25 protein-coding genes are annotated in these 25,948 nt (G+C 70.7%); 12 read left to right on the top strand and 13 right to left on the bottom strand.

Annotation, left to right across the window (positions count from 1 at the left end):
* Positions 1-9: 9 nt before the first annotated feature.
* Positions 10-297, top strand: a complete 288-nt coding sequence (locus IEY88_RS04095; protein WP_189153163.1) for a WhiB family transcriptional regulator — start codon at positions 10-12, stop codon at positions 295-297.
* The gene (locus tag IEY88_RS04090; RefSeq protein ID WP_189153162.1) at positions 294-1,157 is read left to right on the top strand and encodes a MerR family transcriptional regulator; all 864 of its coding nucleotides are present in this window, start codon (positions 294-296) and stop codon (positions 1,155-1,157) included. Before IEY88_RS04095 ends, IEY88_RS04090 begins: the two co-directional genes overlap by 4 nt.
* On the opposite strand, the gene IEY88_RS04085 is transcribed toward IEY88_RS04090, so the two are convergent.
* The 3 genes from IEY88_RS04085 to IEY88_RS04075 all read right to left on the bottom strand — a co-directional run bounded on the left by IEY88_RS04085 (position 1,154) and on the right by IEY88_RS04075 (position 4,370).
* Positions 1,154-2,596 carry a cryptochrome/photolyase family protein gene (locus IEY88_RS04085; protein WP_189153161.1) on the bottom strand — a complete coding sequence of 481 codons (1,443 nt, stop codon included), beginning with the start codon at positions 2,594-2,596 and terminating at the stop codon, positions 1,154-1,156. The genes IEY88_RS04090 and IEY88_RS04085 overlap by 4 nt on opposite strands.
* Positions 2,593-3,804, bottom strand: coding sequence for an NAD(P)/FAD-dependent oxidoreductase (locus tag IEY88_RS04080; protein ID WP_189153160.1), 1,212 nt, complete (start codon positions 3,802-3,804; stop codon positions 2,593-2,595). The genes IEY88_RS04085 and IEY88_RS04080 overlap by 4 nt, the downstream gene beginning before the upstream one ends.
* Before the next feature lie 104 nt (positions 3,805-3,908).
* Positions 3,909-4,370 (bottom strand): hypothetical protein, encoded by a 462-nt coding sequence (locus IEY88_RS04075; protein ID WP_189153159.1) that lies wholly within the window; start codon positions 4,368-4,370, stop codon positions 3,909-3,911.
* A 228-nt stretch (positions 4,371-4,598) separates the two neighbouring features.
* Here IEY88_RS04075 and IEY88_RS04070 point away from each other — a divergent pair, with 228 nt between their 5' ends.
* Positions 4,599-5,186: a histidine phosphatase family protein gene (locus IEY88_RS04070; protein WP_189153158.1), complete on the top strand. Its 588-nt coding sequence runs from the start codon at positions 4,599-4,601 to the stop codon at positions 5,184-5,186.
* A gap of 411 nt (positions 5,187-5,597) precedes the next feature.
* On the opposite strand, the gene IEY88_RS04065 is transcribed toward IEY88_RS04070, so the two are convergent.
* The 3 genes from IEY88_RS04065 to IEY88_RS04055 are packed head-to-tail and all read right to left on the bottom strand — an operon-like array spanning position 5,598 to position 8,580.
* A complete protein-coding gene (locus IEY88_RS04065; RefSeq protein WP_189153157.1) occupies positions 5,598-6,926 on the bottom strand; it encodes a PEP/pyruvate-binding domain-containing protein in 1,329 nt (442 codons plus the stop codon).
* Positions 6,914-7,504: a transcriptional regulator gene (locus tag IEY88_RS04060; protein ID WP_189153156.1), complete on the bottom strand. Its 591-nt coding sequence runs from the start codon at positions 7,502-7,504 to the stop codon at positions 6,914-6,916. The genes IEY88_RS04065 and IEY88_RS04060 overlap by 13 nt, the downstream gene beginning before the upstream one ends.
* Positions 7,504-8,580, bottom strand: coding sequence for a TetR family transcriptional regulator (locus IEY88_RS04055; protein WP_189153155.1), 1,077 nt, complete (start codon positions 8,578-8,580; stop codon positions 7,504-7,506). The genes IEY88_RS04060 and IEY88_RS04055 overlap by 1 nt, the downstream gene beginning before the upstream one ends.
* Positions 8,581-8,751: 171 nt before the next feature.
* On the opposite strand from IEY88_RS04055, the gene IEY88_RS04050 reads away from it, so the two are divergent.
* Positions 8,752-9,591 (top strand): NAD-dependent epimerase/dehydratase family protein, encoded by an 840-nt coding sequence (locus IEY88_RS04050; RefSeq protein WP_189153154.1) that lies wholly within the window; start codon positions 8,752-8,754, stop codon positions 9,589-9,591.
* A 39-nt stretch (positions 9,592-9,630) separates the two neighbouring features.
* On the opposite strand, the gene IEY88_RS04045 is transcribed toward IEY88_RS04050, so the two are convergent.
* The gene (locus IEY88_RS04045) at positions 9,631-10,302 is read right to left on the bottom strand and encodes a hypothetical protein (protein ID WP_189153153.1); all 672 of its coding nucleotides are present in this window, start codon (positions 10,300-10,302) and stop codon (positions 9,631-9,633) included.
* 138 nt (positions 10,303-10,440) lie between these two features.
* Here IEY88_RS04045 and IEY88_RS04040 point away from each other — a divergent pair, with 138 nt between their 5' ends.
* Positions 10,441-12,396: a sensor histidine kinase gene (locus IEY88_RS04040; protein WP_189153152.1), complete on the top strand. Its 1,956-nt coding sequence runs from the start codon at positions 10,441-10,443 to the stop codon at positions 12,394-12,396.
* The gene (locus tag IEY88_RS04035) at positions 12,384-13,016 is read left to right on the top strand and encodes a response regulator transcription factor (protein ID WP_189153151.1); all 633 of its coding nucleotides are present in this window, start codon (positions 12,384-12,386) and stop codon (positions 13,014-13,016) included. The genes IEY88_RS04040 and IEY88_RS04035 overlap by 13 nt, the downstream gene beginning before the upstream one ends.
* Positions 13,017-13,034: 18 nt before the next feature.
* Here IEY88_RS04035 and IEY88_RS04030 read toward each other — a convergent pair whose 3' ends face one another.
* From IEY88_RS04030 to IEY88_RS04010, 5 genes are all read right to left on the bottom strand, one after another.
* On the bottom strand, positions 13,035-15,353 hold the full coding sequence (locus IEY88_RS04030; protein WP_229693059.1) for a DUF7617 domain-containing protein: 2,319 nt from the start codon (positions 15,351-15,353) through the stop codon (positions 13,035-13,037).
* Between the two features lie 200 nt (positions 15,354-15,553).
* Positions 15,554-17,914: a bifunctional salicylyl-CoA 5-hydroxylase/oxidoreductase gene (locus IEY88_RS04025; protein WP_189153150.1), complete on the bottom strand. Its 2,361-nt coding sequence runs from the start codon at positions 17,912-17,914 to the stop codon at positions 15,554-15,556.
* Positions 17,911-19,497 carry an AMP-binding protein gene (locus tag IEY88_RS04020; RefSeq protein ID WP_189153149.1) on the bottom strand — a complete coding sequence of 529 codons (1,587 nt, stop codon included), beginning with the start codon at positions 19,495-19,497 and terminating at the stop codon, positions 17,911-17,913. The genes IEY88_RS04025 and IEY88_RS04020 overlap by 4 nt, the downstream gene beginning before the upstream one ends.
* Before the next feature lie 25 nt (positions 19,498-19,522).
* A complete protein-coding gene (locus tag IEY88_RS04015) occupies positions 19,523-20,410 on the bottom strand; it encodes an acyl-CoA thioesterase (protein ID WP_189153148.1) in 888 nt (295 codons plus the stop codon).
* The gene (locus tag IEY88_RS04010) at positions 20,407-20,889 is read right to left on the bottom strand and encodes a cupin domain-containing protein (protein ID WP_189153147.1); all 483 of its coding nucleotides are present in this window, start codon (positions 20,887-20,889) and stop codon (positions 20,407-20,409) included. Before IEY88_RS04010 ends, IEY88_RS04015 begins: the two co-directional genes overlap by 4 nt.
* Positions 20,890-20,929: 40 nt before the next feature.
* Between IEY88_RS04010 and IEY88_RS04005 the strand changes: the two genes are divergently transcribed.
* The 3 genes from IEY88_RS04005 to IEY88_RS03995 all read left to right on the top strand — a co-directional run bounded on the left by IEY88_RS04005 (position 20,930) and on the right by IEY88_RS03995 (position 23,226).
* Complete coding sequence (locus tag IEY88_RS04005; RefSeq protein WP_189153146.1) at positions 20,930-21,346, top strand: RidA family protein; 417 nt, start codon at positions 20,930-20,932, stop codon at positions 21,344-21,346.
* Between the two features lie 58 nt (positions 21,347-21,404).
* Positions 21,405-22,283 carry a fumarylacetoacetate hydrolase family protein gene (locus tag IEY88_RS04000; RefSeq protein ID WP_189153145.1) on the top strand — a complete coding sequence of 293 codons (879 nt, stop codon included), beginning with the start codon at positions 21,405-21,407 and terminating at the stop codon, positions 22,281-22,283.
* Between the two features lie 118 nt (positions 22,284-22,401).
* On the top strand, positions 22,402-23,226 hold the full coding sequence (locus IEY88_RS03995) for a PaaX family transcriptional regulator (protein ID WP_189153144.1): 825 nt from the start codon (positions 22,402-22,404) through the stop codon (positions 23,224-23,226).
* Here the strand turns inward: IEY88_RS03995 and IEY88_RS03990 are convergent.
* A complete protein-coding gene (locus IEY88_RS03990; RefSeq protein ID WP_229693058.1) occupies positions 23,223-23,750 on the bottom strand; it encodes a M15 family metallopeptidase in 528 nt (175 codons plus the stop codon). The two genes, IEY88_RS03995 and IEY88_RS03990, sit on opposite strands and share 4 nt — an antisense overlap.
* Positions 23,751-23,839: 89 nt before the next feature.
* Here IEY88_RS03990 and IEY88_RS03985 point away from each other — a divergent pair, with 89 nt between their 5' ends.
* From IEY88_RS03985 to IEY88_RS03975, 3 genes are all read left to right on the top strand, one after another.
* A complete protein-coding gene (locus tag IEY88_RS03985; protein ID WP_189153143.1) occupies positions 23,840-24,184 on the top strand; it encodes a hypothetical protein in 345 nt (114 codons plus the stop codon).
* 14 nt (positions 24,185-24,198) lie between these two features.
* The gene (locus tag IEY88_RS03980; protein ID WP_189153543.1) at positions 24,199-24,684 is read left to right on the top strand and encodes a glutathione peroxidase; all 486 of its coding nucleotides are present in this window, start codon (positions 24,199-24,201) and stop codon (positions 24,682-24,684) included.
* Between the two features lie 184 nt (positions 24,685-24,868).
* On the top strand, positions 24,869-25,933 hold the full coding sequence (locus IEY88_RS03975; protein ID WP_189153142.1) for a lectin MOA-related protein: 1,065 nt from the start codon (positions 24,869-24,871) through the stop codon (positions 25,931-25,933).
* Positions 25,934-25,948: the final 15 nt, after the last annotated feature.

Genomic DNA, 25,948 nt, shown 5'->3' with positions numbered 1-25,948 from the left:
GTGCTCGTCATGCCTGAACTGTCCCGTCTGCCTCAGCCGGTCGTGGAGTCGTGGGATTGGCAACTCGCTGGTCTGTGCCGTGGCATGGACAGCGCCAGCTTCTTCCACACCCCGAACGAACGAGGCGCCGCACGCGACCGGCGCGAGGCTGAGGCCAAGGCCATCTGCCAACGCTGCCCGGTCATGGAAAAATGCCGTCAACACGCGTTGGAGGTCCACGAGACCTTCGGCATCTGGGGCGGGCTCGGTGAAAGTGAGTTGAGGGCGATTCTCGCGAAACGCGCACGTAGGACGTGACGTACACGCCCCGTGCGGTGGCAGGCATGCTCGGCATCGCCCCCACCACGCTCCGCACCTGGGACCAGCGCTACGGCCTGGGTCCCTCCGTTCGCACCGACGGCGGCCACCGCCGCTACGAGGACGCGGACGTCGAGGTGCTGCGCCGCATGGTCGGGCTGACCGCGCAGGGCGTGGCCGCGTCCGCCGCGGCGGTGCTGGCGCGTCAGCCACCGGCCGCCCGGCCCCACGGCCCGCGCGTCCCGATCGCCGCCGGGGAGGCCGTGGTCGCGCAACGGGGCTTCCTGGCCGCGGCGAAACGCCTCGACGAGCCGGCGATGGCCGAGCTCGCCGCGGAGCTGCTGGCCGCGCACGGGGTCGTCTCCTCGTGGGAGTCGGTGTTCGTGCCCGCCCTGGTGGAGCTGGGCGAGCTGGTCGCCACGAGCGGTGAGGGCGTCGAGATCGAGCACCTCGCCAGCGGCAGCGTCCTGCACGCGCTGCGCTCGATCCCGCGTGCGAGCGGCCCGGGGGTGCTCTCCGCGTTGCTCTCGTGCGCACCGGACGAGCAGCACTGGCTGCCGCTGGAAGCCCTCGGTGCCGCGCTGTCCGAGGAGGACTGCAGGTGGGGCAACCTCGGCGCGAGGGTGCCCGCCGAGGCGTTGTGCGACGCGGTGGACCGCCTGCGGCCCAGGGTCGTGCTGATCTGGGCGCACCGGCAGGACCTGGCGTTGCGCGTACCGCTGGAGGAGCTCGGCACCCGGCCGGGAGTGGTGCTCACGGTCGCCGGTTCCGGGTGGGAGGGCGTGCGGTTGCCGTCGTCCGTGCACCGGCCGAAGTCCCTGACGGAGGCGATCGGGCTCGTGCTGTCCTACGTCCGCTAGAAGATTTCCCGGTCGCGTTCCCGCGCGCGGACCTCGTCGAGTTCGGAGATGCGGCGCAGGCCCTGCACGGCCCGCCTCATGCGGTGGTTGCCGCTGACCTGGGCCTCGTGCCGGTCGAGCCACGCCCAGTACCCGGCGGTGAACGGGCACGCCCGCTCCCCCGTGCGCCGTTTCGGGTCGAACCAGCACGTCGCGCAGTGGTCCGTCATCCGGTTGAGGTAGGCGCCGCCGCTGAGGTACGGCTTGGTCGCGATCACGCCACCGTCGGCGTGCTGGCTCATCCCGATGACGTTCACCGGCATCACCCACGGGAAGCCGTCCACGAAGGACGTGACGAACCAGTCGTTGAGCGCGGCCGGGTCGTAACCCCGTTGCAGGGCATGGTTCCCGAGGACCATCAGCCGTTGGATGTGGTGCACCCAGCCGTGGTCTCGGACGCCTTCCAGCGCGGTGCGGAGGCAGGCCGCGCGCACCGTGGCGGGCCGGAGTTCCGCCCACCACGACGGCAGCGCGGCGGTGGCGCGGAAACCGTTGCGCCGCTGGTACTCCGGGCCCAGGTGCCAGTACAGGTGCCACACGTACTCGCGCCAGCCCAGCACCTGCCGGACGAAACCCTCCACGCTCGCCAGGGGCGCGGCGCCGTCGCGGTAGGCGTCCTCCGCCGCGTAGACGACCTCCAGCGGGTGCAGGAGCCCGTGGTTGAGCGGCACCGACAGCAGCGAGTGCGCCATCGTCCAGTCCTTGGTCAGCACGGCGTCCTCGTGCGGACCGAAGTGCGGGAGGCGGTCGCGCAGGAAGACCCCCAGTGCCTTCAGCGCTTCCTCGCGCGTGATGGCGAAGCGGCGCGGGCCGTCCCTGCCGACCGCGGGCAGGTCCATCGCGTCGAGGTCGGCACGCACCTGCGCGTCGATCTCGTCCTCCTCCGGCCACCAGGGGGCCGGAACGCCGAGCAGCCCGCGTTTCGGCGGTGGTTCGCGGTTGTCGGTGTCGAAGTTCCACCGGCCGCCGACCGGCTTCTCGCCCTCCATCAGCACGTCGAAGCGAGTGCGCTGGTAGCGGTAGAAGTCCTCCATCAGGAACCGCTCGCGCGTGCCCGCCCACGCGGAGAACTCCTCGCGGGACAGGGCGAACGCGGGAGTCGGCAGCACCTCGACGCCGAGGTCGAGCAGCATCCGGTGCGCGGCGGCGGATCCGGGCTGGTACGCGACCAGCGGACGGTCCAGCTCACGGATCGCCTCGCGGTAGCCGTTGGCGCGCACGAGCGTGATGCGGCCGGGGAACTCGGCGGCGAGATGACGCATGCCCGACAGCACGAGGTGCAGCTTCTGCCGGTGGTACGGCTTGCGGCGCAAGGCAGCCGCCGACTCGATCATGACGATCTCGTCGTGGCCGCTGTGGAACTGCGGCCCGAGCTGATCGCCGAACAGCAGCAACGTCACCGAGCACCGCGCAGGTCGGCCAGCACGGCGTGCGCGGCCCTGCGGCCCGAGTGCAGCGCTCCCTGGATCGAGCTGGTGTCGCGGTGATCACCGCACACGTACCGGCGTTCGCCCGCGCGGACGGACTGCTTGAGCCGGTGCGGCGCGGTCATCGCGGGGATCGCGTGCGGGATGTCGTAGCGCCGCAACACTTCCCAGCGGCTCGTGTCCGTGCCGTACAAGCGGTTCAGGTGCTGGCGCACGGCCTGTTCGTCGGCGTCTTCCAACACGGATGCCTGCACGAGCGGAGCGCGCGGTGAGTACGGGCGCGACACCTCGGACATGACGGCGGTGTTCACCACCGGTCCTCCGTTGGCGTCCACCACCAGGCACCCGTCGCGCAACGGGGACCGCGGCGGGCGGAAGTACCAGGTGGTCACGCCGTTCCAGCGAGGTTCGGCCAGCCCCGGCAGGAGCCGGGCCGCGGTCGTGCCGTCCGTCGCGACCACCACGGCGTCGGCGGCGACCCGTCCGCCCTCCTCCAGTTCGACCCCGTTGTCGTGCACGGCCCTCACCGCGGTCTCCAGCTGGACGGTGTCCTTGGGCAGCCGTTCCGCCATGGCCTTCGGCAGCTCGCCCATGCCGAGCGCGGGCACCGCGGCACCGCCTCGGGCGAAACTGCGCCACACCAGGTGGAAGAACCTCGACGACGTGGTGAGCTCCCGTTCCAGGAACACGCCGGACAGGAACGGCCGGAAGACCGCCTCGACCGCCTTGTCCGACACGCCCATCCGCCGCAACGCCTCGCGCGTCGTCCGGTCCGGCGCGGTGAGCAACGGCTTTGCCGGGCCGAAGGCGTCCGGGCCCGAGAACCGGGCGACCGCCGCCACGTCACGCGCGCTCAGCACGTGCTGGCGCAGGAACCCGTCCCACGCGGCGCGCCCGCTGCGCGGATCGGCGAGCAGGTCGTGCCTGCCGTTGTCGTGCACGAACGCGCCGGGCCTGAAGTACCTCAGCGGGAACGGATCCAGCCCGAGCCGCACCAGCCCGGGATAGGCGGGCAACATGATCTGGAACCCGCGGTCGAACCGCACGCCGTCCTCGACGTCGGTCCGCACCCGGCCACCGACCTCGTCGCCCGCTTCCAGCACCGTGACCTCGACGCCCGCCGCGGCCAGTTCGAGCGCGGCGCTCAGCCCGGCCAGACCGGCTCCCACCACGACGATCACTCATGTCCTCCAGCGCCGGACCGGCTTCGCGTCGCCGGCCTCCCTGTGACGACCGTATGGGCGGCGCTCATGGACCGCACAACGACGGGAGATGTTGGGGGACGTCAGGTCATCTCCGCCTTGGAGATCGCGTAGTAGGCGTCCACGGTGTCGCCGTCGACCCCCACGTAAGCGTCGACCCAAGCCGCCGCAGCGCGTACCAACACCAGCAACGCGTCGAACTGCTGATCTTCCGTCAACGTCTCCAACACCGCAGCGACGCGCCGATCGTGCCCGCAGGCCAAGCCGCTCAACACCTCCGAAGCCACGCCAACCGCCCGCGCGGACGCTTGGTCACCCCGCGTCGCCGGCACGTCGACCGGAATGCGGGCAGCCGGATTCAACGAGCCGCGCGGAACACCGCGCAACAGGATCGCCGCGCACGTGTCGATCGCGACCACCCGCGTCCGTTCGTCCGATGCCAGGCACCGCACGGCATCGGACGACCACAGGTGATCACGCCTGTTGATCGCCCCCACCGCGGCCAGCGTGAGCTCTCTGGCCTGCACGTCGTCGAGTCGGTGCATCGACTCCCCGTCTCTTTCGCGATCGGCCCCGACCTGTGGCCCCCGCACACGGAATTGTGTGTTGCTACAACCGCAGCTCAATCATGGTCAAACGACCATCCCGCCCTTGCATGACGAGTGGCGCGCAGTTCACCCGTCCGCACCAGCGCATTCGAGACCTCTATGCACTAACCGTGGCATCTCAGATGTTGCTAACATCCGGATGTTCACAACTCGGGAGGAGGTCAGATGGCAACCAGGCACCTCTACGTGGTGCGCCACGGCGCAGCGGACCCGTTCGGCCAGCTCGTCGACACCGGCGTCCGGCAGGCGCACCTCCTCGGCGAACGCCTGGCCCGGCTGCCGATAGACACCGTGTGGCACTCCCCGTTGTCCAGGGCAGCGGGCACAGCGCGAATCCTCGGCGAGCACCTGCCGGGCGTGGTTGTCGCCGAGGCACCCGAACTGGTGGACCACGTGCCCCACGTGCCCTCTGACCCACCGCCCGCGTGGGCAGGCTTCTTCGACGGCTACGACGCAGCGGAGGCAGCCGCGGGCGCGACCCTCGCGGAATCCCTGACGACCAGGTTCGCGCGCCCAGCCGACACCGAGTCGCACGAGGTCCTGGTCACGCACGCCTACCAGGTGGCATGGCTGGTACGACACGCCCTCGGCGCACCGCCGGACCGGTGGCTAGCGATGAGCTGCGGCAACACCGGCCTGACCGCGGTGCAGTTCCGCGACGGGACGCCGCCGGCTTTGCTGGTGTACAACGACATGAGCCACCTGCCGGAGGAGCTGCGGTGGACGGGGTTCGGGCCGGGCGCCCGGCCTTGAGTCGCGATGGCGGCTGAGGGCGTTGCCGCCTGAGGGCGGGGCCGGCGGCAGGCACGCGTCGCGTGCCGCTTCGGCTGCTGGTGTGCCGTCTGCACCCGCCGACGCACCCCACAAACGCCGACTGCCGGACGAGCGCGCCGCACACGTCGCTTAACGGATCAGCTCGCCACGCACGCCGCTTACAGCACCGGCTCGCCGCGTACGCCTTTACCGGACCGGCGATCTCGCGGCGGCCGCCTGGCCGACGCATCCCACCCTCCGCCTGCCTGGCTCGTTCCCACGCCGCCTGCGAGCTGGCGGACCCGCGCACCACCCGCCGACCCAGCGCGCCCCCACCAGCTCACCCGCCTGACTCACGCGGACCCGCGTCTCTGCCACCGCCCCGCGCCCCGCGCCCCGCCAGCGAACCCCCTACCGCTCCCGAAGCACCGCCTGCGCGGCGCGAAGCCGCTCGACCTCCCCCCGCGCGGACCGATCCCCCGACACGTCGTCCGCCCACCCCAACAGCCGGCGCAGGTCCTCGTCCGACCCCGAAGTGACAACACGCGGCCTACCCACAACGACAACCCCGCTGGTCCCGTCGATCGCGACCACCTCGCCCGCCCTGACAACGTGCCCAGGCACCGCCACCGAGTCGGTGCCCACCACGAGGTCGGCCACCCCGACGACGGCGGGTTTGGCCATCGAGCGCGCTACGACCGCGGCGTGACTCGCTGGGCCTCCCCGTGCGGTCACGATGCCGGTGGCCGCTGCCAGGCCGCAGATGTCGTCCGGCGACGTCTCCGGTCGCACCAGGACCACCGGGCCTTCGGCGGCCATGCGCACGGCCTCGTCGGACGTGAGCGCCACCCTGCCCGCCGCCACTCCCGGGCAGACTCCCAGGCCTCGTGCGATGACGTCGGCATCTGAAGTGATCCGGGGTGTTCGGGCGTGCTGGAGGTGGTGCGGCGACACGCGTTTGAGTGCTTCTTCGCGGGTGATCTCGCCGCTGTCGGCCAGCGCGGTGGCCAGGTGGATGGCGGCGGCGCCGGTGAAGCGGCCTGGTCTCACCTGCAGCAGCCACAGGGTGCCTGACTCGTAGGTGAACTCGACGTAGCAGGCGTCGCGGTAGTGCTGTTCGATGCGGTTCAAGAAGTCGAGCAGGTCTCGCCAGACCAGCGGTTCGCGGTCGGCCAGCGCACTCAAAGATTGAGTCAGGGAGCGGCCGGAGACCACGTCGGAACCCTGGTGTCCGAAGAGGACCTCGCCGAACGGCACGTTCTCGCCCGTGTTGGGGTCGCGGCTGAACGCCACGCCGGAGCCGCTGTGGTCGTCGCGGTCGCCGAAAACCATGCGTTGCACGATCACGGCCGTGCCCAGGTCGTGCGGGATGCCGTGCAGGGTGCGGTAGGTGCGGGCGCGCGGGGTGTCCCAGGACGCGAACACGGAACGGACCGCCTCGGCCAACTCGTCGGGGGTGGGGCGCAGGTCGAGGATCGTGTCCATCATGCCGGGCATCGAGACGGCCGCGCCGGAACGCACCGAGACCGACTGGCCCAGGGTGGTGGCCGACAGTTCGACCACCAGCCCGGCGGGGAGCTCGCCGTCGCGGAGGAACGCCCGGCAGGCCTCGGTGGTGACGACCACGCCAGCGGGCACCGGGAGGCCTAGGCGGTGCAGCAGCACGAGGCCGTGTGCCTTGCCGCCCACCATTTCTGGCGGGTCGTCGAGCTCGGCGGAGAGGTGCCTCACCCAGTCCATCGGGCGATCCCCAGCGTGGCGAGCAGGTCCTCGTGCAGTTCCGCCCAGATCGCGTGGAACGAGTCGATCGTGTCGGCCAGGCGGTCCAACTCCCCCGACTGGGCGTGGGCCAGGGCTTCGGACAGGCGGGCGTCGTAGCGCGCGAACCTCGGTGCCGCGGCGGCCAGTGCGGCGATGACCACGACAGCACGGGCGTGCAGGTCGGCGAACAGCGCGAGCACGCGGGCGTCGTAGGCGGTGTCGGTGTGGTCGTTGACGACGCCGTCGGCCGAACGGATCTGCCACGCCGTGCACAGCTCGAGCAGTTCGGGGTTGAGCACGAGGAACGACTCGAACGCCTCCGCCAGCGCGGCACGGGTGCCGGCTGACTCCAGCTCGGCCTTGGTCGCGGCGGCGTCGGCGGCCCGGCCGGACTCCGTCAGCGCCCACCCGCCGAAACCCTTGTGGTGCGTCACGAGACCGGCGACCGCGAGGTCGATCAGCTCGGACTCCACATCGGACTCCGGCAGTCCCGTGAACGACGCCACGCGAGTGAGCCCGCTCGTGCCGACACAACGCAACGCGTGCAGAACCACCATCACTGCGTCGCCTCCGGGCGGCGCGCTCCAGCGGCGTACCCGGCACCACGGCCGTGCGCACGGGCGACAATCACGCCGCCGCGCACGCTGACCGCGGACTCGGTGTCGTCACCGGAACTCGTGAGACCGATCGCCGACGCCACCCGCGCGTCGTCGTCGAGCACCAGCCGCACGTGCTGCCAGACCTCGCGCGCGTACACCCTGCGCAGACAGCCCACCGCGTCCATCACCCGGAGCCGGACGAGGCGGCCGGTCTCCTCCGGATCGCCGGTGACGACAACGATCGTGACGGTCTCACCGGACTTCGCGGACCGCACGGCCTCCTCGGCCGCACCGAGACGCCCGGCGCCCAGCACCACGACCAGGCCGTCCGCCAAGTCGACCGGATCCCCGCTGATCTGGTCCACGAGGCCCTCCAGCGCGGTCCAGGCATCGGAGCAGGCCTGAGCCGGGGCGACGTACGGCAGGTGCGGCGGCGCCCAGACGTCCTCCAGCTCGATCCCGGCCAGGTGCCTGCACGCGTGCGCCACGTCGAACGGGTCGCCGAACCCCGGCGACGTCTCGGCCCGGTGCCCCGCGCCGGACAGCATCGTCAGCACCAGCTCGGCCACCCGCACCCGCCGGACCGGCGCACCCCGTTCGAGGGCGACGGCCAGCAACAACGCCTCCAGCCGGGCCAGCTGCGCCAGCACCGCCGGACCCCGCTCGTCCTCGAAGACGCCTTCCAGCGACCGCAACTGCAGGCGCCCGCCCGGCGCCGAGTCGTCGACCAGCGGCAACCGTTCGAGCCAGACCCTCGCGAACACCCCCAGCGCGTCCACCCTGGACGTCGGCGACACCGACGCCCGCGGCTCACCCACGGCGGCCTTCTCGACCAGGTCGATCAGCACCGCCAGGTACAGGGCGCGCTTGCTCGGGAAGTTCGAGTACACCGCGCCCCGCGTCAGCTCCGCCCGCTCGGCGATCCGGTCGACCTTCGCCGGCAGGAACCCGTGCTCGGCGAACTCCTCCCTCGCCGCCGCCAGCACCGCGGCACGTGTCCGCGCCTGCTGCTGCACCCGCGTCAGCCGAACCATCGCCACTCCCCGCCGAACAGATCGAGATGTTCTGAACATCCAGATTACCTCATCGTCCGAAATGCGCTACGCGAGTCATACCCGGCGGGCATCGGGGACGACAGAGCAGGTCTTGGACGGTCCGCCAGATCCCGCAGAGGCTGGAGACACCACTCGGGAAAGGAACCACTCATGAAGGTGTTCATCACCGGGGCCTCCGGTTACATCGGCAAGGCCACCCTCGCGTCTCTGCTGCGGCAGGGTCACGTCGTCGAGGCGCTCGCCCGCAGCGACGCGTCGGCCACGGCCGTGCGTGAGGCGGGCGCGACACCGGTGAGCGGCGGACTGGCCGACCTCGACGTCCTCACCACCGCCGCGAGCCGCGCGGACGCCGTGATCCACCTCGCACAGGCCGACAGCGCCGAGGCGGACCTGGCCGCGGCGACCGCGATGCAGCACGGCGAGGGCACGTACGTCCACACCGGCGGGACCTGGGTCTACGGCGACACGAACGGTGTCGCCGACGAGGACGCGCCCTGGAACCCACCGGCGCTCGTCGCATGGCGCAAGGAGGTCGAGGAGCAGGTGCTCGCGCGCGGCCGGTCCGTCGTGATCAGGCCCGGCCTGCTGTACGGCGGGGAGAACCGCCTGATCGACCTCTTCTTCACCCGGCCCGGCAAGGAGTCCGGCGCTGTCCCGTACATCGGCGACGGCACGAACCACTGGTCGCTCGTGCACGTCGACGACCTCGCGGACCTCTACGTCGCCGCACTGACCGCGCGGGCCGGTTCGGTGTACGTCGGCGTGGGCGGCGTCGACCCGACGGCGTACGAGATCGCGACCGCGCTGAGCCACGGCGCCGGCCTGGAGGGCAAGACCATCTCGCTCACCCTCGACGAGGCCCGCGCGAAGATGGGCCCGATCGCCGACGCGTTCGCGCTGGACCAGCGTTTCACCCCGGCCCGCGCCACACAGGAACTCGGCTGGAAGCCCAAGCACACCGATCCACTCGCGGACTTCGCCCGGAGCTGAACAGAAGACCGCCACCTCGGATGGTGACGGCCTCGACGTTCACCCAGCCGCCCGCCAGGCGTGGTGACCGAGCGCGATCGCACCGGCGGCCATCGGAACGCTGGTCAGCAGGCCCGCCAGCCCGTTCCCCGGGATCACGAACGAGACGACGATGAACAGCAGGAGCACCGGTACCCACTTCGGCACGGCGTGCGAGCGGAACAGCCCCACGCACTGCAGGACGGTGCCGAGCAACACGAGCGCCGCACCGGGAACCAGGAACGCGAACAGCTGGGCCGAGTCGTTCGCCGCCTGGACCACCGCCTCACCGGCAGCAGCGCCCACGGACGGGTCGGTCGGGAAGAAGTAGGCCGCCGCCCAGCCCGCTCCCCCGGCCCCCTGCAGCCCGGTGCCGATCCACATGAGCGCGGCACCCCAGGTGGCCCAGGCGCTGCCGCGGCGCCGGACCAGGAACATCGCCGCCAGCGCCTGCAACGGGATGTTGAGGACCTGCATCGCCGCGAGGCCGGTGAGCAGACCCCACCACAGGTCGCGGCGGCCGACGATGTCGGCGTACGAGTAGGTCTCGCCACCGGACGCGGGTTCAGGCCAGAGCAGTCCGCCCGCGACCGCGGCGACGGACGTGACACCCAGGACGACCGCGAGGACGGCGACGCGTCCCCGCGTGGAGGTGGCGGCGGTGTCGTGCGCCGCGGTGATGTCGACGGACATGATCCCTGGCTCCTTCGGTGAGGTTCGGTGGCCCCATGCAACCGGCGTGGGCACTCCCGCCACATCGGTACGGGCCCGGTACCGCTTCTCCGTGCTGACACGGAGGCCATGTCGCCGCACCGGCCTTACCCTGGGCCGATGAGGTGGCCGCGACCGGCAGCACTGGGTCTTCTGGGTGTCTCCGCCGTGCTGACGGCGGGCGGCACCTGGCTCCTGGTCCGCACGCCCCAGCCGGCCCTCGCCTTCGCCGGCCTCGCCGTCCTCGGGCTGGCGATGGCGGCGCTGGGCGTGACGATCGAGTTCCGCGTGCGCGCCAACCCCGTCGGCCCGCTGCTGGCCTGGGTCGGGGCGATCGTGGTCTTCCTGGCCGCGCGCGACGTCTACTACCGGACCTGGCTCACCGATCCGGGATCGGTGCCGCTGGACGCCCGCGTGGTCGCGTTGCTCAACGAGAGCGGCTGGTGGCTGCTCGCCGCGGTCGCGTTGCTGTTGCTGCACTTCCCGGACGGCTCGTTGCCCAACGAGCGGTGGCGGGTGCTGCCGCCCCTGATCGTCGTCCTTTCCCTGGTACAGCAGGGAGTGGGCGCGACGCCAAGGGAACCGTTCACCGAACCGATGGAGGGCCTCGCGCACCCGTGGGGGCCGCCGTCCGACGTGGTCCACGTGCTCAGCTACGTCGTGACCATCGGGCTCGTCCTGACGGTGCTGGCTGCGGGGATCTCTTTGGTAGCAAGGTTCCGGAGTTCGACCGGAATCGTGCGGGCACAGCTGAAGTGGCTCGCGTTCGCCGGGCTCGCGGTGACGGCGTACCCGGTCGTGTGCCTCGCCGAGATCGTCGTGACCGGTCGAAGTGGTGTCGTGGCAACGGTGCTCGGCATCGTCACGATCGTCGCGCTGTTCTGCTCGGTCGGCATCGCCATGCTGCGCCACGACCTCTACGACGTCGACCGCGTGCTGGCCGACACCATCAGCTACACGATCGTCCTGCTGGTCCTGATCGGCGCGTACGCCCTGTCCGCGCTGACACTGGGTCTCGTGGTGGGCCGGGACTCCCCTGCCGCCGCCGCGGGTGCCACGGCGATCTGCGCGGTCCTGCTCACGCCCGTCCGGCGGCGCCTGCAGCGGCTGGTCGACCGGAGGCTCTTCCCCCGGACCAGAGCGGCTCTGCTCGCCATTGAGGACCTCCAGCACCGCGTGCACACCCAGGCCGCGCAACCGGAAGAGCTCGAGGCGACCCTCCGCACGGCGTTGCGCGATCCCACGCTCCGAGTCGGGCTGCTGCTCCCCTCCGGCTTCAGGGACGCGCACGGTGCGCCGGTGGCCGACACCGCGCTGGTCCCGATCACCCTCGGCGGCACGCAGATCGGCGTGCTCGCCGCGTCCGGCACCACCCCGGCGGTGCTCAAGGTCGTCGCCACCGCCGCCGCGAGCCTCGTCGAGGTCGCCCGGCTGCGCGGTGAGCTCGCCACCGCCCTGCGCGAGGTCGAGGCGAGCCGCACCCGGATCATCCAGGCCGGGGACGCCGAACGGCACAAGCTCGAACGCGACCTGCACGACGGTGCCCAGCAACGACTTGTGTCGCTGGGAATGGCGATGCGGCTCGCCCAGCGGCGGCTGCCCACCGGCGAGGTCGACGTGCACGCACTGCTCGACCAGGGCGTCGCCGAACTGGCCACCGCCATCGCCGAACTCCGGCAGATCGCGCACGGCCTGCGTCCCACCAGCCTCGACGACGGCCTGCACAACGCGCTGGCCGCGCTCACGAACAAGCTGCCGGTCCCGGTGGCGCTGGAGATCATGTCCGAACCGCTGACCGACGACGTCGCGATCACCGCCTACTACGTCGCCGCCGAGGCGATCACGAACGCCGCCAAGCACGCGCACGCCAGCACGATCACCGTCCGCGTCACGCAGCAGGCGGACGAGGTCAACGTGTGGGTGAAGGACGACGGCTGCGGCGGCGCCGACCCGAAGAGCGGTTCGGGACTGGCCGGGCTGGCCGACCGCGTCGCCGCGCTGGGCGGTTCGCTGCGGCTGAGCAGCAGGCCCGGCTCGGGCACGACGATCCAGGCGGTGCTGCCGTGCGCATCGTGATCGGTGAGGACTCGGCGTTGTTCCGGGAGGGCCTGGCGAGCCTGCTCTCCCACGCGGGTCACGACGTCGTGGGCCGGGCCGCCGACGCCGAGACCCTGGTGTCCGTGGTGACGCGGGAAGAACCCGATCTGGCCATTGTGGACGTCCGGATGCCGCCCGACCTGACGGACGACGGCGCGAGGGCCGCCCGCCGCATCCGCGAGACCCGTCCCGGCGTCGCGATCCTCCTGCTGTCCCAGCACGTGGAGACGAAGCACTCGGTCGAACTGGTCAGCCAGGGTGCTTTCGGTTACCTGCTCAAGGACCGCGTGCTCGACGTCGACGACTTCCTGGAGGCGATCGCGCGCGTCGCCGCCGGCGGGTCGGCGCTCGACCCCGAGGTGGTGGGCCGGCTGCTCGGACGGCCCACCACCGGGGCGCTCACCCCGCGCGAACGCGAGGTGCTCGGACTGATGGCGGAGGGCTGCACGAACGTCGCCATCGCCCGCAGGCTCTGGCTCAACGAACGCACGGTCGAGACCCACATCGGCAGCATCATGGCGAAACTGGGGCTGGCCGCCAACGTGGAGGAGCACCGCCGGGTGCTGGCCGTCCTGACCTACCTGGCCGAGTACGGCTGATGCTCCTCCACTGGCGGACTACAACGCGCAGAGCAGTGAACAGGCCTTCGCCGACGACCACTCGCTGTACAGCCGCGCACCGTTGACCGGCGTGTACTTCGCCTTCGCCTTGTTGGTCAAGGGGAACAGCGCGAGCAACGCGTAGGTCGAGCAGTGCACCACTTTGGACTCACCGGGCTGCAACGTGAACGGCCCGGTCTGGCAGGCGGGTTCCACGTCGTCGACCACGTAGGCGTCGACGATCGGGATCGGGCCGTTGTTCGTCACGGTCACCCGCCAGTACGCCGTGGCGAACAGCAGGCCGAGAACACCCACGGGCGCTTGCTTCACCCACGGACCGGCTCCGCCCGCCTTGCAGTGCGAGGGCGTGTACGAGCCGCAGATCTCCTTGTTCACCACCACGTTCGGCAGGCACGCCGCACCCGGTGCGACCTGGCGGGTCACCGTGTTGGACGAGAACCCACCGGTCGCGTCGGTGCCGCCCGCGGTGTTCGCGACGGACGTGACCGCGCACTCCGCGGCGACCGTGGTGCGGAAGCACACCTGCGGCGCGTCACCGGTGAACTCGATGGCCAGCGACGGCTGGTTGCCCCCGCCGAAGTCCGTGGCGTTGTTCAGCACCAGCGTCGTCGTGAGGGTCAGCGAGGACGCCGTGACGCCGGTCAGGTCGACCGTGCCGTCCGGGGCGAAACCCGGTGTGGCGACGGGGTTCCCGCCACCGTCCACGGCCTTCACGGTCGACGCGCCGAAGTTCACGTTCGCCGGTGTCACGCCGACGAGCCGCGCCTTGGTGTAGCTGGTGGTGTGCGGTTTGCCATCGCAGTAGAACTGGGACGGGGTGATCGACACGGAGGCGCCGCTGCGGACGCAGGGCGACGCCCCCGTGTCAGGATCCATCGAGAACAGCACGCCCGCGTCACCCAGCCCGAGCAGGCAGCCGGTGGGTTCGTCGTAGGCGTAGCCGTAATCCCTCGTGATGCCGTTGTTGGCGGCCGGGTGGGTGACGGGCGAGGAGAACCCGGGGCACGAAGTCCCGGTGCTCCAGTCGTGGCACACCGTCGCGCCTGCCGGGTAGGCACCGTTCCAGATGCCGAAGTAGCTGCGCACGCGGTCACCGGTGCGGACGACCTCCGGGGTGAACACCCAGATGTGGCTCGTCAGTCCGGTCACACCGTTGGGCAGGGCCGAACCGTCGACGGCGTAGCAGGTGGTGATGTTCGTGGCGCCGGCCGTGCTCGCACACGCACCGGTCTCCTGACCCGTCGTGCCGTAGGCGGTGAAGGCGTTGTAGGTGTAGTTGCCCAGTGGCCCCAACGGCTTCGGGGAGGGCCAGCCCGCGCACGCGCTCGTCGTCCCGGGGTCGAAGCAACCCATCGTCGGCGTCCCGCTGTTCATGTTGGACGACGAGGCGAACAGCTTGCCGCCGGCGACGGCCAGCGCGCCGAGGTAGTAGTTGCCGTGGTTGGTCAACGGCACGATCGGCGCGTAGGGCTGGCCACCGCAGGCGCTCTGCGTGGCGGGCGTCCAGCACACGACCTGGCCGGTGTTCGCGACGCCGTAGAGGTTTCCGCCGACCTGGACGAGTCCCGCCATCTCGATCGTCTGGCCGGCCCGGTTGATCAGCGGCCAGTACCCGCAGTTGCCGGGGGCGGCGAGGTCGAGGCAGCCGACGCCGAGCGTGCCCGGCGTGGTGGCCGAGTAGTACACGCGGGCGGGATTGGTCCCGTCGCGGACGTACTGCGCCGCGAGAGGACTGGCGATGTCGCCGCTGTAGCCGGAGCCGAACGGGCCGGTTGTCGTGTTGAGCGGCTTCGGCCACGGTCCGCCCGCGCAGAGCGAGCTGGTCGCGAGGTCGGTGCACACCAGCTTCGGGTCGGCGAAACCCAGGTGGTGGTAGATGTTCCAGGCCTGCAGCCGGCCCTCCGGCGTGCGGTGCAGCAGCGGGATGAACCCGTCACCGCCGGTCGAGGTCGCACTGGCCTGCACGGGCGGCGTGAGGACGCTGGACAGCGCCTTGCCGCCGTTGCGCACGTTCGGATGCGTTGCGGTGACGGGGTTTCCCTCGGTGCCGGTCCAGCCGGGCGGTACCTGCAGCGAGCCGGCCAGGAGGGTCTGGCCCGCGCCGATGGGGTCGGTGATCGTCGCGGCACCGTTGGCGCCGTTCGAGTACGACACGACCCAGGAGGCGATGTCTCCGTGGGAGGCGGGGTCGGACACGCCCTGCACGGACTTGGTCAGAGTGGACACGGGTGGCTGGGCGGCCACCGGAACAGCGGCGGTGAGCGTGCTGCCGGCGAGCACGCCCGCTAGCACCAGCGCCGGCACACGTCTTCGCACGAGCGAGATCCCTTCAGCGGCGGTCAGTTCGGGAACAGACCGCCGACGCTAAGGACCTCGGCCGTGCTCGAAACACCCCCTCACCCGCGTGCACGTGATGTCTGCCTCATCAGACCAATGCCGGGGCGCGGAACAGCTGACCGGGCAGTGGATTCCAATTCATAGCCGAATGAAGTTTCACCTGAACGCCGCACAAGTGCCTATGCGAGAAGCGAATGCTCCCGGTGCGGGGTCCAGCGCAGGTGCACGTCCCGGTCCGGCGGCTCGGCCCGCAACAGGGACAACCGCGGCCGGACGGCGTCGGTGCGCGCGGACGGCGGCTTGCGGCTGCCCGCCCGGTACTGGACAGGCCACTCGGCGCCGCGGTAGTCCTGCTCGGCCGCCGCGTGCAGCGTCCAGTGCGGGTCGTAGAGGTGTGTGCGGCCGATCGCGCACAGGTCGGCGCGGCCCGCGAGCAGGATGGAGTTGACGTCGTCGTAGGAGGCGATGGCGCCCACCGCGATGACGGCGGCACCGGTCACCTCGTGGCGGATCCGGTCCGCGAACGGGGTCTGGTAGCTGCGGCCGTACGCCGGGCGTTCGTCGGCCGTGACCTGGCCAGTGGACACGTCGATCGCGTCTGCGCCGTGGGCGATGAACGCGCGGGCGATCTGCACGGCGTCGTGCTCGGTGTTGCCGCCGTCGACCCAGTCGGTCGCGGAGATGCGCACGATCATCGGGCGCTCGGCCGGCCACACCGCCCGCACGGCGTCGAACACCTCCAGCGGGTACCTCAGCCGGTTCTCCAGCGAGCCGCCGTACTCGTCGGTGCGCTGGTTGGCCACCGGTGAGAGGAACGACGACAGCAGGTAGCCGTGCGCGCAGTGCAGTTCGAGCAGGTCGAACCCCGCTTCGGCACCGCGTCGCGCGGCGGCGGTGAACTCGGCCGTGATCCGGTCGAGGTCGCCGCGGGTCGCCCCGGCGGGGACGGGTGACCCCGGCCCGTACGGCAGCGGCGACGGGCCGACGACGTCCCAGCCGCCCTCCGGCAGTGGTTCGTCCATGCCCTCCCACATCAGGCGGGTCGAGCCCTTGCGGCCGGAATGGCCGAGCTGCAAGCCGATGCGCGCGGTGCTTCGCTCGTGCGCGAAGGCCACGATCCGTGCCCACGAGTCGCGTTGCTCGTCGGTCCACAGGCCGGTGCAGCCGGGCGTGATGCGGCCTTCCGGCGATACGCAGACCATCTCGGTCATGACCAGTCCCGCGCCGCCCATGGCCTTGGAGCCCAGGTGGACGAGGTGGAAGTCGCCGGGCACGCCGTCTGCCGCCGAGTACATGTCCATCGCGGAGACGATCACGCGGTTCTTGAGCTCCAGCCGCCCCAGGCGGAACGGCTGGAACATGGCCGGGACCGTGGTCTCGAGCCCCTGCGACGCGGCGAACGCGGCGTCGACGCGGTCGGCGAACTCCGGGTCGCGGGTGCGGAGGTTGTCGTAGGTGATCCGGCGCGAGCGCGTGAGCAGGTTGAAGCAGAACCGGGTCGGCTCCTGCCCGGCGTACATGCCGATGTTCTCGAACCACTCCAGGGACGCCTGCGCGGCGCGTTGAGTCGATTCCACGACGGGGCGCCGTTCGGTCTCGTAGGCCGTCAGCGCGGTCTCGACGTCGCGGTGTTCGTGCAGGCACGCGGCGAGGGCGAGCGAGTCCTCCATCGCGAGCTTCGTGCCCGAGCCGATGGAGAAGTGCGCGGTGTGCGCGGCGTCGCCGACGAGGACCAGGTTGCCGTCGTGCCAGCGGACATTCCGCACGGTGGTGAAGCTGAGCCACTTCGAGTTGTTGGCGAACACCTGGTGGCCCGCCAGCTCCTCCGCGAACAACTCGCGGATCCGGTCGACCGCGCGTTCGTCCGACACACCCGGCGCGAACTCCTCGGCGGTGTCGAACCCGGCGCGGCGCCAGACGTCCTCGTGCATCTCGACGATGAACGTGGAACCGCTGTCGGAGTAGGGATAGCCGTGGACCTGCATGGTCCCCCACGGCGTGTCCTTGATGAAGAACTGGAACGCCTCGAACACGCGGTCCGTGCCGAGCCACATGTACTTGTTGTGCCGTCGGTCCACAGTGGAGCGGAAGACGTCCGGCGAGGACTGCCGCACCAGCGAGTTCACGCCGTCCGCGCCGACCACGAGGTCGTGACTCCCCCGCAGGACGTCGACGGGCGGCGCGGGCGTCGAGAAGTGCACGACGACGCCGAGGTCGCGACACCGCTGCTGGAGCAGGTGGAGAAGCTCCTTGCGGCTCATCGCGGCGAACCCCTGCCCGCCCACGGTGTGGCTCTCGCCGCGGTGGTGGATGTCGATGTCCGTCCACCGGGCGAACCGGCGGGACATGGCGCCGGCGAACTCCGGGTCCGCGTTCTCGATCCCGCCGAGCGTCTCGTCGGAGAACACCACGCCGAAGCCGAACGTCACGTCCGCTGCGTCGCGTTCCCAGATGGTGACGTCATGCGAGGGGTCGAGCTGTTTCATCAGCGCGGCGAAGTACAGGCCCGCGGGGCCACCACCGACGACAGCGATCCTCACGCCGGCACCTCCTCCTCGACGATCTTGCGGAGTGCGAAGCGCTGCAGCTTGCCGCTCGCGTTGCGGGGCAACGAGGTGCGGAACCGGACCTCACGCGGGTACTTGTACGGCGCGATGGTGCGCTTCACGTGGTCCTGGATCTCGCGGGCCTTCGCCTCGTCGCCCTCGACGCCCTCGCGCAGCACCACGAACGCGCAGACGACCGCGCCGCGTTCGTCGTCGGGCTTGGCGACGACGGCGGACTCCAGCACGTCCGGGTGGGTGTCGATGGCCTCCTCGACCTCGGGGCCGCCGATGTTGTAACCGGATGACACGATCATGTGGTCGCTGCGGGCGTGGTAGTGGAAGTAGCCGTCCTCGTCGCGGTGGAAGACGTCGCCGGTGACGTTCCAGCCGTTCACCACGTAGTCCTTCTGCCGCTCGTCGTCGAGGTAGCGGCAGCCGACGGGGCCGATCACCGCGAGCCGTCCGGGTTCGCCGGGACCGAGCTCCTCGCCGCCGGCGCCGAGCACGGTAGCGCGGTAGCCCGGCACGGGCCTGCCGGTGGAGCCCGGCCGGATGTCGTCCCCGGCGGCGGAGATGAAGATGTGCAACAGCTCCGTGGCGCCGATGCCGTCGATCACGCGGAGCCCGAGCCGGTCGTGCAGCCGTTGCCAGGTCTCCTGGGGGATGTGCTCACCGGCCGACACCGCGGTCCGCAGGCCGCCGAGCTTCGCCTCGACGCCGTTGCGCAGGATCGCCTTGTACGCGGTCGGCGCGGTCGCGAGCACCGTGACTCCCTGCTGTGCCACGAAGTCCGCGACCTGGGCGGGCGTGCCGGCCTCGGTCAGCAACGCGCAGGCACCGGCCCGCAACGGGAACACGACGAGCATGCCCAGGCCGAACGTGAAGGCGAACGGGGCCGTGCACGCGACGACGTCGTCCTCGGTCAGCCGCAGCACGTGCCGGCCGAAGGTGTTGTCGATCGACAGGACGTCGCGGTGGAAGTGCGCGGTGATCTTCGGTGACCCGGTGCTGCCGGACGTCGGCGCGAGCAGTGCCACGTCGTCCGCGGCGGTGTCCACGGCGGCGAACTCCCCCGGCTTGGTGGCGGCGAGCACCTGGAGGTCGTCGTAGTCCACCACGGTCAGCGACGTCAGCTCCTCGACGTCCGCGGTGAACCGCGGATCCACCAGCGCGATCGAAGGACGGGTCCGCTCGACGATCGGCAGGAGCTCGCGGGTCCGCAGCGCGGCCATGGTCGTCACCGCGACACCGCCCGCCTTGAGGACGCCGAGCCACGCGGCCACGGTCCACGGGTTGTTGGGCGAGCGCAGCAGAACCCGTTGCCCTGGCACGAGACCGAGGTCCTCGGCCAGCACCTGGGCCACCTGGTTGGCGCGGGTCCGCAGCTCGCCGTACGACCAGACCTCGCCGGCGGGGGTGCGCAGTGCGGGGCGGCCGGGGCCGAACCGCGCCACCGGGACGTCGATGAGCTCGGTGGCGGCGTTCAGCCTGGCCGGGTACTCCAGCTCGGGCGTCGTGAACTCGATCGCCGGCCACAGCGCCGGGGGAGGTAAGTGGTCACGGGCGAAGGTGTCCATGGTGGGTCCTTCCGCGGGCGGCGGGTCAGGAAGCGCGGATCATGCCCTCCTGGGCAACGGTGGCGAGGTGCAGACCATCGCGGGTGAAGAAGCGGCCGTACCCCAGGCCACGGCCCTCGTCGGCGGCGACGGCCTCCTGCACGTAGAGCAGCCAGTCGTCGACCGGGCCCGCGCGGTGGAACCACATGGCGTGGTCGAGGCTCGCGGTGACGAGGCCCGGCTGAGCCCACGGCAGGTCGAGCACCCGCAGGACCGGCTCGAGGATCGTGTAGTCGCAGACGTAGGCCAGCGCGGCGAGGTCGCGCTGGGCTGCGGTCAGTCCGTCGACCGGCCGCAGCGGGTCGAATGGCTTGATCCACACGGCCTGGTGCGGCACCTCGTCGCCCTCGACGTCGAGGTAGACGGGGCCGGGCACGTGCCGCATGTCGAAGCTGCGGCCCGCCGACCAGTAGGCCTGGGACTCCTCGGTCATCGTGCCGCCGGAGCGTCCGGCGAGGAAGTCCGCGGTGCTCGGCACCTCGTCCGGGCCGGGCAGCGCGCCGGTCTCCGCCTGGAAGCTGCCACCCGGTTCCCCCGCGGCGAAGTTCGCGAGGCAGACGTAGAGGGGCTTGCCGTTCTGGTAGCCGCGGACCTGCCGCGTGCTGTAGCCGCGGCCGTCGCGCAGCACCTCGACCTCGTACCGCACACTCGCGCCGATGTCGGCGGGGCGCAGGAAGTAGCTGTGCATCGAGTGCAGCGTCTTGCCGTCGGTGACCGAGCGCATGGCGGCGGCCGCGGCGGCGGCGACCAGGTCCCCGCCGTAGGCCTTGGGCCACGGGCAGGGCTGGGTGACGGCCGTGAAGGCCAGGTCGAAGTGCTCCGCCTCGGCCTTCTCCAGCGTGATGGCGTCGGTGAACGTCCTGGAGGTCGTCATCGGGTCAGCCAGTCGCGCAGGTCCTCGTCCGGCACGTCGTCGAGGTTCACGACGATGTTCTCCGGCGTCCGCGTGGTCATCCACGTGAGCGGGTTGTTGCGGTCGAGGTTGCACTCGATGTGCGGCATGAACGGGGGCACGAACACCCAGTCGCCCTCCTGCATGTCGACGTAGTCCTCGAACCTCTCGCCGAAGTAGATCCGCGCGCGGCCGGACAGCACGTACCCGCCGGTCTCGGCCTCACCGTGGTGGTGGGTGACCGAGCGGTAGCCGGGCTCGTTGGTGACCTTGCCGAACCACAGCTTCGTCGCCGGGGTGTGCTGGATGCTCACGCCCGAGATCCGGATCGCGCCGCCGGAGTTCGCGGTGTCCGGGTTCTCGGCACCGCCGCGCGTGACGACCGGCGCGACCAGGCCGCTGGGCAGCCGGTACATCGAGTTGTCGCCGTCGAGCTGGTACTTGCTCAGGTCGGGCTCCATATCTCGTATTCTTCACGACCGTCAGATAGTGTCAATACTCATGAGGCCAGCAGCAGTGAACCCGGCCAGCCTTCCGGCGCCGAGCGGCTACTCCCACGGCACCCTGGCGGGTTCGACGTTGTACCTGGGCGGGCAGACCGCGCTGGACGCGGACATGAAGATCGTCCCGGGCGGGATCGTCGAGCAGTTCCGCCAGGCGTTCGGCAACGTGCTCACCACGTTGCGCGCGGCCGGTGGCGAGCCGGAAGACCTGGTCAGCATCACGATCTACCTCACCGACATCCCCGGCTACCAGGCCCACGGCAAGGAGATCGGCAAGGTGTGGCGCGAGCTCGCCGGGCCCGTCTACCCGGCCATGGCGGGTATCGGCTGCACCGCGTTGTGGCAGCCCGAGGCACTCATCGAGATCCTCGGCGTCGCGGTGATCCCCGAGGAGCGCCTGGTCAGGCCGAGCTGAATCGATAGCGTATTCATGATCTACGAAACGCGAACGCGATATCCGAGGAGGTTCGCGGGTGAAGCTCGCATCCGTGACGGTCGGCGGCGTGCGGCGCGCGGCAGTCATTGACGAGACGAGACGTCTCGTCTCGGTGTTGTCCACCACGGTCGACGACATCGTGCGCGGGGCACCGGCCGACGTGTCCGGCGCCGAGGTGCTGCCGTTGGCCGAGGTGCGGCTGGAGGCGCCGTTGCACCGGTTCAACCGCGACATCCTGTGCACCGGCTGGAACTACTGGGACCACTTCGACGAGTCCGCGGGCAAGCGCGAGGGGCAGGACCCGGTCTCCCGCCCGCTGCGGCCGACCTTCTTCACCAAGGGCCCGGACACGGTCATCGGTCCGTCCGACCCGATCGCGTACGACCCGGCGGTGTCCCAGAAGTGGGACTACGAGGCGGAGATCGCGATGGTCATCGGGCGCGACGGCCGGTCGATCCCGGAGGAGAAGGCGCTGGACCACGTGTTCGGCTTCCTCGTCGCGAACGACGTCTCGCAGCGCGACCTGCAACGCGCGCACGGCGGCCAGTGGCTCAAAGGCAAGAGCCTCGACGCGACAATGCCCCTCGGCCCGTGGCTGACCACCGTCGACTCCGTCGACCTGACGGGGATGCGGGTGCAGTGCGAGGTCAACGGCGTGCTGCTGCAGGACGCGTCGAGCGAGCAGATGGCGTTCTCGTTCGCGCAGATCATCGCCGAGCTCAGCCAGGGCATGACCCTGCGCGCGGGCGACGTGGTCCTGACCGGCACCCCCAGCGGCGTCGGCAACGCCCGCGAGCCGCAGCTCTTCCTGCGCGACGGCGACGTCGTCGTGACGCGGGTCAGCGGCCTGGGCGAGCTGCGCAACACCGTCACGCTGACGGACCTGGGCGGGCCGGGCGTTGTCGTCGGGCGATAGTGGCAGCCGAGGGATCGCCCGCGCCTCTCACCGAACGACATCGTCGGACACCGCCTGGGCGGGCCGGGCGTTAAGCTCGGCTGATCAAGGTGAGGAGAGGGCACTGGACGTCGCGGACATGACCGTGGAAGCCGCGGCTCCCGCCGGGCGCGACCGGCTCGGCCCGCTCATCATCACGATCTTCGGCCTTTATGCGCGCGGCGAGCACAACTGGCTCTCCGTCGCGTCCGTCGTGCAGCTCATGGCCGACCTGGGCGTCGAGGGTCAGGCGGTGCGGTCGTCGATCTCGCGCCTGAAGCGCCGGGGCGTGGTGCGGGCCGAACGCCGCGACGGTGCCGGTTACGCGCTGGCCGAGTCCACCCTGGAGACGCTGGCCGAGGGCGACACCCGCATCTTCGAACGCCGCCGCGCCACCGCCGAGGACGGCTGGCTGGTCGTCGTCTTCTCCGTGCCCGAGTCCGAACGCGACAAGCGCCACGCCCTGCGCACCAGCCTGACCCAGCTCGGCTTCGGCACCACGGCCCCCGGCGTGTGGGTGGCACCGGGCAACCTCGCGACGGAGACCCGCCGCACCCTGGAACGCCGCGGCCTGTCCGAGTACGTCGACATCTTCGCGGGCCAGCACTTCGCGTTCGGCGACCTGCGCTCGAAGGTGCGCGCCTGGTGGGACCTCGACGAGCTGACCGACCTGTACGCGGACTTCGTGCGCCGCCACCGCCCGTTCCTGGATGATGGCGTCATCTCACCCGAGCAGGCCTTCCAGACCTATGTCCCGATGCTCACCGCGTGGCGCCGCCTGCCGTACAGCGACCCCGGCCTCCCGTTGTCGCTGCTGCCTCCCGGCTGGAACGGCGTCACCGCCGAGGCCCTGTTCGAGGAGCTCAACACCACCCTGAGCGCACCGGCCCGCGAACACGCGCTGGCCGTGATCCACGGCCGTTAGCCGGCGTTGCTCTGCGGCTGCGGACACTGCCCACCGGGCGTCGTGAGCAGCTCGAAGTGCCACATCTCGTTGGCATAGGCCTGGCACAGCCCGTAGTCCGAGCCGTGCTGGATAAGCCAGTCGTCGGCGTTGGTCGGCCCGACGTCGATCGCCTTGCCCGTGACGTGCGCCGACTTCTCCGGCGGGTGCACCCACCGCCGCGCCTCCTCCTCGCTGCGGTACAGCTCGACCGCCTCGTCCAGCAGCCGCTGCTGGTACTCCGCACTGCGCCAGCCCGACGTCACCCGGAACTCGACACTCTTGAGCTTCGCGTCGGCGGCGGCCTTGCGCATCGCCGCGAGCAACTCGGGGTCGAGGTTCGCGATGGCCGCGTGCTGGTCGTCGTCCAGCGAGATGGTCTCGTTCTTCGGGATGCTGCCGTCGCCGGTCGTCTTCACCTGCATCGTCGCCGGCTGCGGGGGCGCGGGTGTGCAAGCCGTCACCATCGCGAGCAGGAGCATCGTCCACATTCCTTTACCAGCCACGACTTCGAGCTTTCAGCAGCGATGTCCCCGGACGGCCAGCGGAATGTGCTCGTTGTGCAACGAACCGTCCACGACGTAGAACGGTGATCATGAGTTCCCGGATCACCGTGTGCCGCGGCTGCTGCTGCGGCACCGCGCGCAAGCACCCCGAGGTCGACCACGACTACCAGCTGGAGGTGCTGCGCGAGCGGATCCCCTCCGTGCTCGTGGCCGACTGCCTGGACGCGTGCGAGGCGTCGAACGTGGTCGTCGTGCGGCCCAGCCCGGCCGCCCGCGCCACCGGGGCGCGGGCGGTGTGGGTCGGGTCCGTGCTGGACGACGAGGCGGTGGAAGGCGTGATCGACTGGGTCGAGGCGGGCGGTCCCGGACTGGCCCCCGCGCCACCCTCGCTCACCTCGCGGATCGTGCCCGCTCCCGGTGGCAGCAAGGCATGAACTACGTTGGCGGCATGGAGATCTACGACATCCCGGTCCGCACGCTCGCGGGTGAGCCCGGCGACCTGAGCGCGCTGCGGGGCAAGGTGGCGCTCGTCGTCAACGTCGCCTCGCGCTGCGGCCTCACCCCGCAGTACGCGGGTCTGGAGCGGCTGCAGGAGAAGTACGGCGCCGAGGGCTTCTCCGTGGTGGGCTTCCCGTGCAACCAGTTCATGGGCCAGGAGCCGGGCACGTCCGAGGAGATCGCCACGTTCTGCTCGGCGACGTACGGGGTGTCGTTCCCGCTGTTCGAGAAGATCGAGGTCAACGGACCGGACCAGCACGCGGTCTACCGGGAGCTGACCCAGCACGCTGACGCCGACGGCACGGCCGGTGACGTGCAGTGGAACTTCGAGAAGTTCCTCGTCTCACGCGACGGTCAGGTCATCGGCCGGTTCCGGCCGCGCACCGAGCCCGAGGACGCCACCGTCACCGAGGCGATCGAGGCCGCGCTCCGATAGCACTGCTTGACCGGGTCAAGTGGGCGCGCGCCCGATTTCACCCGGCAACGACACACCTACGGGTGGAGTGCCACCCCGCGACCCCCGCGGCGGCGTCTCCGGTCCCACCCATAGATATCTTGTCGCGCCACGACGGCCGGCGGAACGTTGAACGGGTCCAAACCCCTTCCGTTCCGAGGCCGCCATGACGATCCTGCGCATCACCCCGACCGAGACCACCGAGCTGCTCCTCCCTGCCCCGCGCGAGCCGCACGCCAACCCCGGTGACCTGCTCGCCGGCCACCTGCACGCCCCGAGAAGAGGCGAGAACGCACCCGGCACCGCCAGAGGTGAGGGACCGATCGTCTCGCTGAGCGAGCCGATCCCCGCCGACCAGCTGGACGCGAACACGCCGTACGTCATCCAGGACTCCCACGGACGGGTGCTGAGCGTCCAGGACGCGGGCAGCGGCGCCTGGGAGTGGGCGTACTTCGGCGCCTACAACAGCTACTGGACCGACGTGTTCCCGCTGCAGTTCTCCGCGAACCCGGTCAGCACGCCCTCGTCGATCACCATGCCGGCACGCACCTGGCCGCTGCACGCGAACGGCACCGCGACCTCCTGGGAGTACGCCTTCTGGGCGCCGTCCGACTACGGCACCGGCTATCCGGTGATGTCGCTGACGGCGAAGGCCGCCCAGACCAACCCCGACGGCTCGCAGTCCTACACCCTGTCGTGGAACAACAACGGGACGACCATGACGCTGTGCTCGGACTCCGGTTCGTGGAACTGGGCGTACGTCTCGAGCACGCACCCCGCCGCCGCGCTCACATTCCACAAGTTCTACGTGCAGCAGAAGAAGCTGAACAGCCTGTTCAGCGCCGCGTGGCCCGATGCGAGCTACGACCTGAAGCTCAACACCGGGGACCTGTACTACCAGGCCGTCACGACCGCGCAGGCGATGTCGACATACCAGAACTCCGGACTCGCGCAGTACAGCTGGAAGGCCAACTACTTCGACTGCGACGACTTCAGTTACGTCTACAAAGCACAGTCCTCAAAGGACGCCTACGCGACCAGCCCGGAGTACGGCTACGCGGTCGGCATCATCTTCGGGACGACGAAGAACAGCGCGCACGCCGTCAACGTCTTCATCGACACGAGCGGCACCGTCCAGGTCATCGAGCCGCAGAACGGTCAGATCTGCCAGGGCAAGGACTGGAAGGACTCCACCGGCGCCGTGTACTCGCCCTACTTCATCCTGATGTAGCCGGTCGTGGGGGGG

It is taken from the genome of Lentzea pudingi, assembly GCF_014646255.1.
Lineage (GTDB): Bacteria > Actinomycetota > Actinomycetes > Mycobacteriales > Pseudonocardiaceae > Lentzea > Lentzea pudingi.
The sequence above is the reverse complement of the archived record's forward strand: the minus strand, read 5'-3'. Positions and strand labels throughout refer to the sequence as shown.

Coding starts and splice junctions, on each gene's coding strand:
- IEY88_RS04095 (WP_189153163.1), top strand. CDS start 10: ATGCCTGAACTGTCCCGTCTGCCTCAGCCGGTCGTGGAGTCGTGGGAT.
- IEY88_RS04075 (WP_189153159.1), bottom strand. CDS start 4,370: ATGCACCGACTCGACGACGTGCAGGCCAGAGAGCTCACGCTGGCCGCG.
- IEY88_RS04070 (WP_189153158.1), top strand. CDS start 4,599: ATGGCAACCAGGCACCTCTACGTGGTGCGCCACGGCGCAGCGGACCCG.
- IEY88_RS04065 (WP_189153157.1), bottom strand. CDS start 6,926: ATGGACTGGGTGAGGCACCTCTCCGCCGAGCTCGACGACCCGCCAGAA.
- IEY88_RS04060 (WP_189153156.1), bottom strand. CDS start 7,504: ATGGTGGTTCTGCACGCGTTGCGTTGTGTCGGCACGAGCGGGCTCACT.
- IEY88_RS04055 (WP_189153155.1), bottom strand. CDS start 8,580: ATGGTTCGGCTGACGCGGGTGCAGCAGCAGGCGCGGACACGTGCCGCG.
- IEY88_RS04050 (WP_189153154.1), top strand. CDS start 8,752: ATGAAGGTGTTCATCACCGGGGCCTCCGGTTACATCGGCAAGGCCACC.
- IEY88_RS04045 (WP_189153153.1), bottom strand. CDS start 10,302: ATGTCCGTCGACATCACCGCGGCGCACGACACCGCCGCCACCTCCACG.
- IEY88_RS04040 (WP_189153152.1), top strand. CDS start 10,441: ATGAGGTGGCCGCGACCGGCAGCACTGGGTCTTCTGGGTGTCTCCGCC.
- IEY88_RS04020 (WP_189153149.1), bottom strand. CDS start 19,497: ATGGACACCTTCGCCCGTGACCACTTACCTCCCCCGGCGCTGTGGCCG.
- IEY88_RS04015 (WP_189153148.1), bottom strand. CDS start 20,410: ATGACGACCTCCAGGACGTTCACCGACGCCATCACGCTGGAGAAGGCC.
- IEY88_RS04010 (WP_189153147.1), bottom strand. CDS start 20,889: ATGGAGCCCGACCTGAGCAAGTACCAGCTCGACGGCGACAACTCGATG.
- IEY88_RS04005 (WP_189153146.1), top strand. CDS start 20,930: ATGAGGCCAGCAGCAGTGAACCCGGCCAGCCTTCCGGCGCCGAGCGGC.
- IEY88_RS03995 (WP_189153144.1), top strand. CDS start 22,402: ATGACCGTGGAAGCCGCGGCTCCCGCCGGGCGCGACCGGCTCGGCCCG.
- IEY88_RS03985 (WP_189153143.1), top strand. CDS start 23,840: ATGAGTTCCCGGATCACCGTGTGCCGCGGCTGCTGCTGCGGCACCGCG.
- IEY88_RS03980 (WP_189153543.1), top strand. CDS start 24,199: ATGGAGATCTACGACATCCCGGTCCGCACGCTCGCGGGTGAGCCCGGC.
- IEY88_RS03975 (WP_189153142.1), top strand. CDS start 24,869: ATGACGATCCTGCGCATCACCCCGACCGAGACCACCGAGCTGCTCCTC.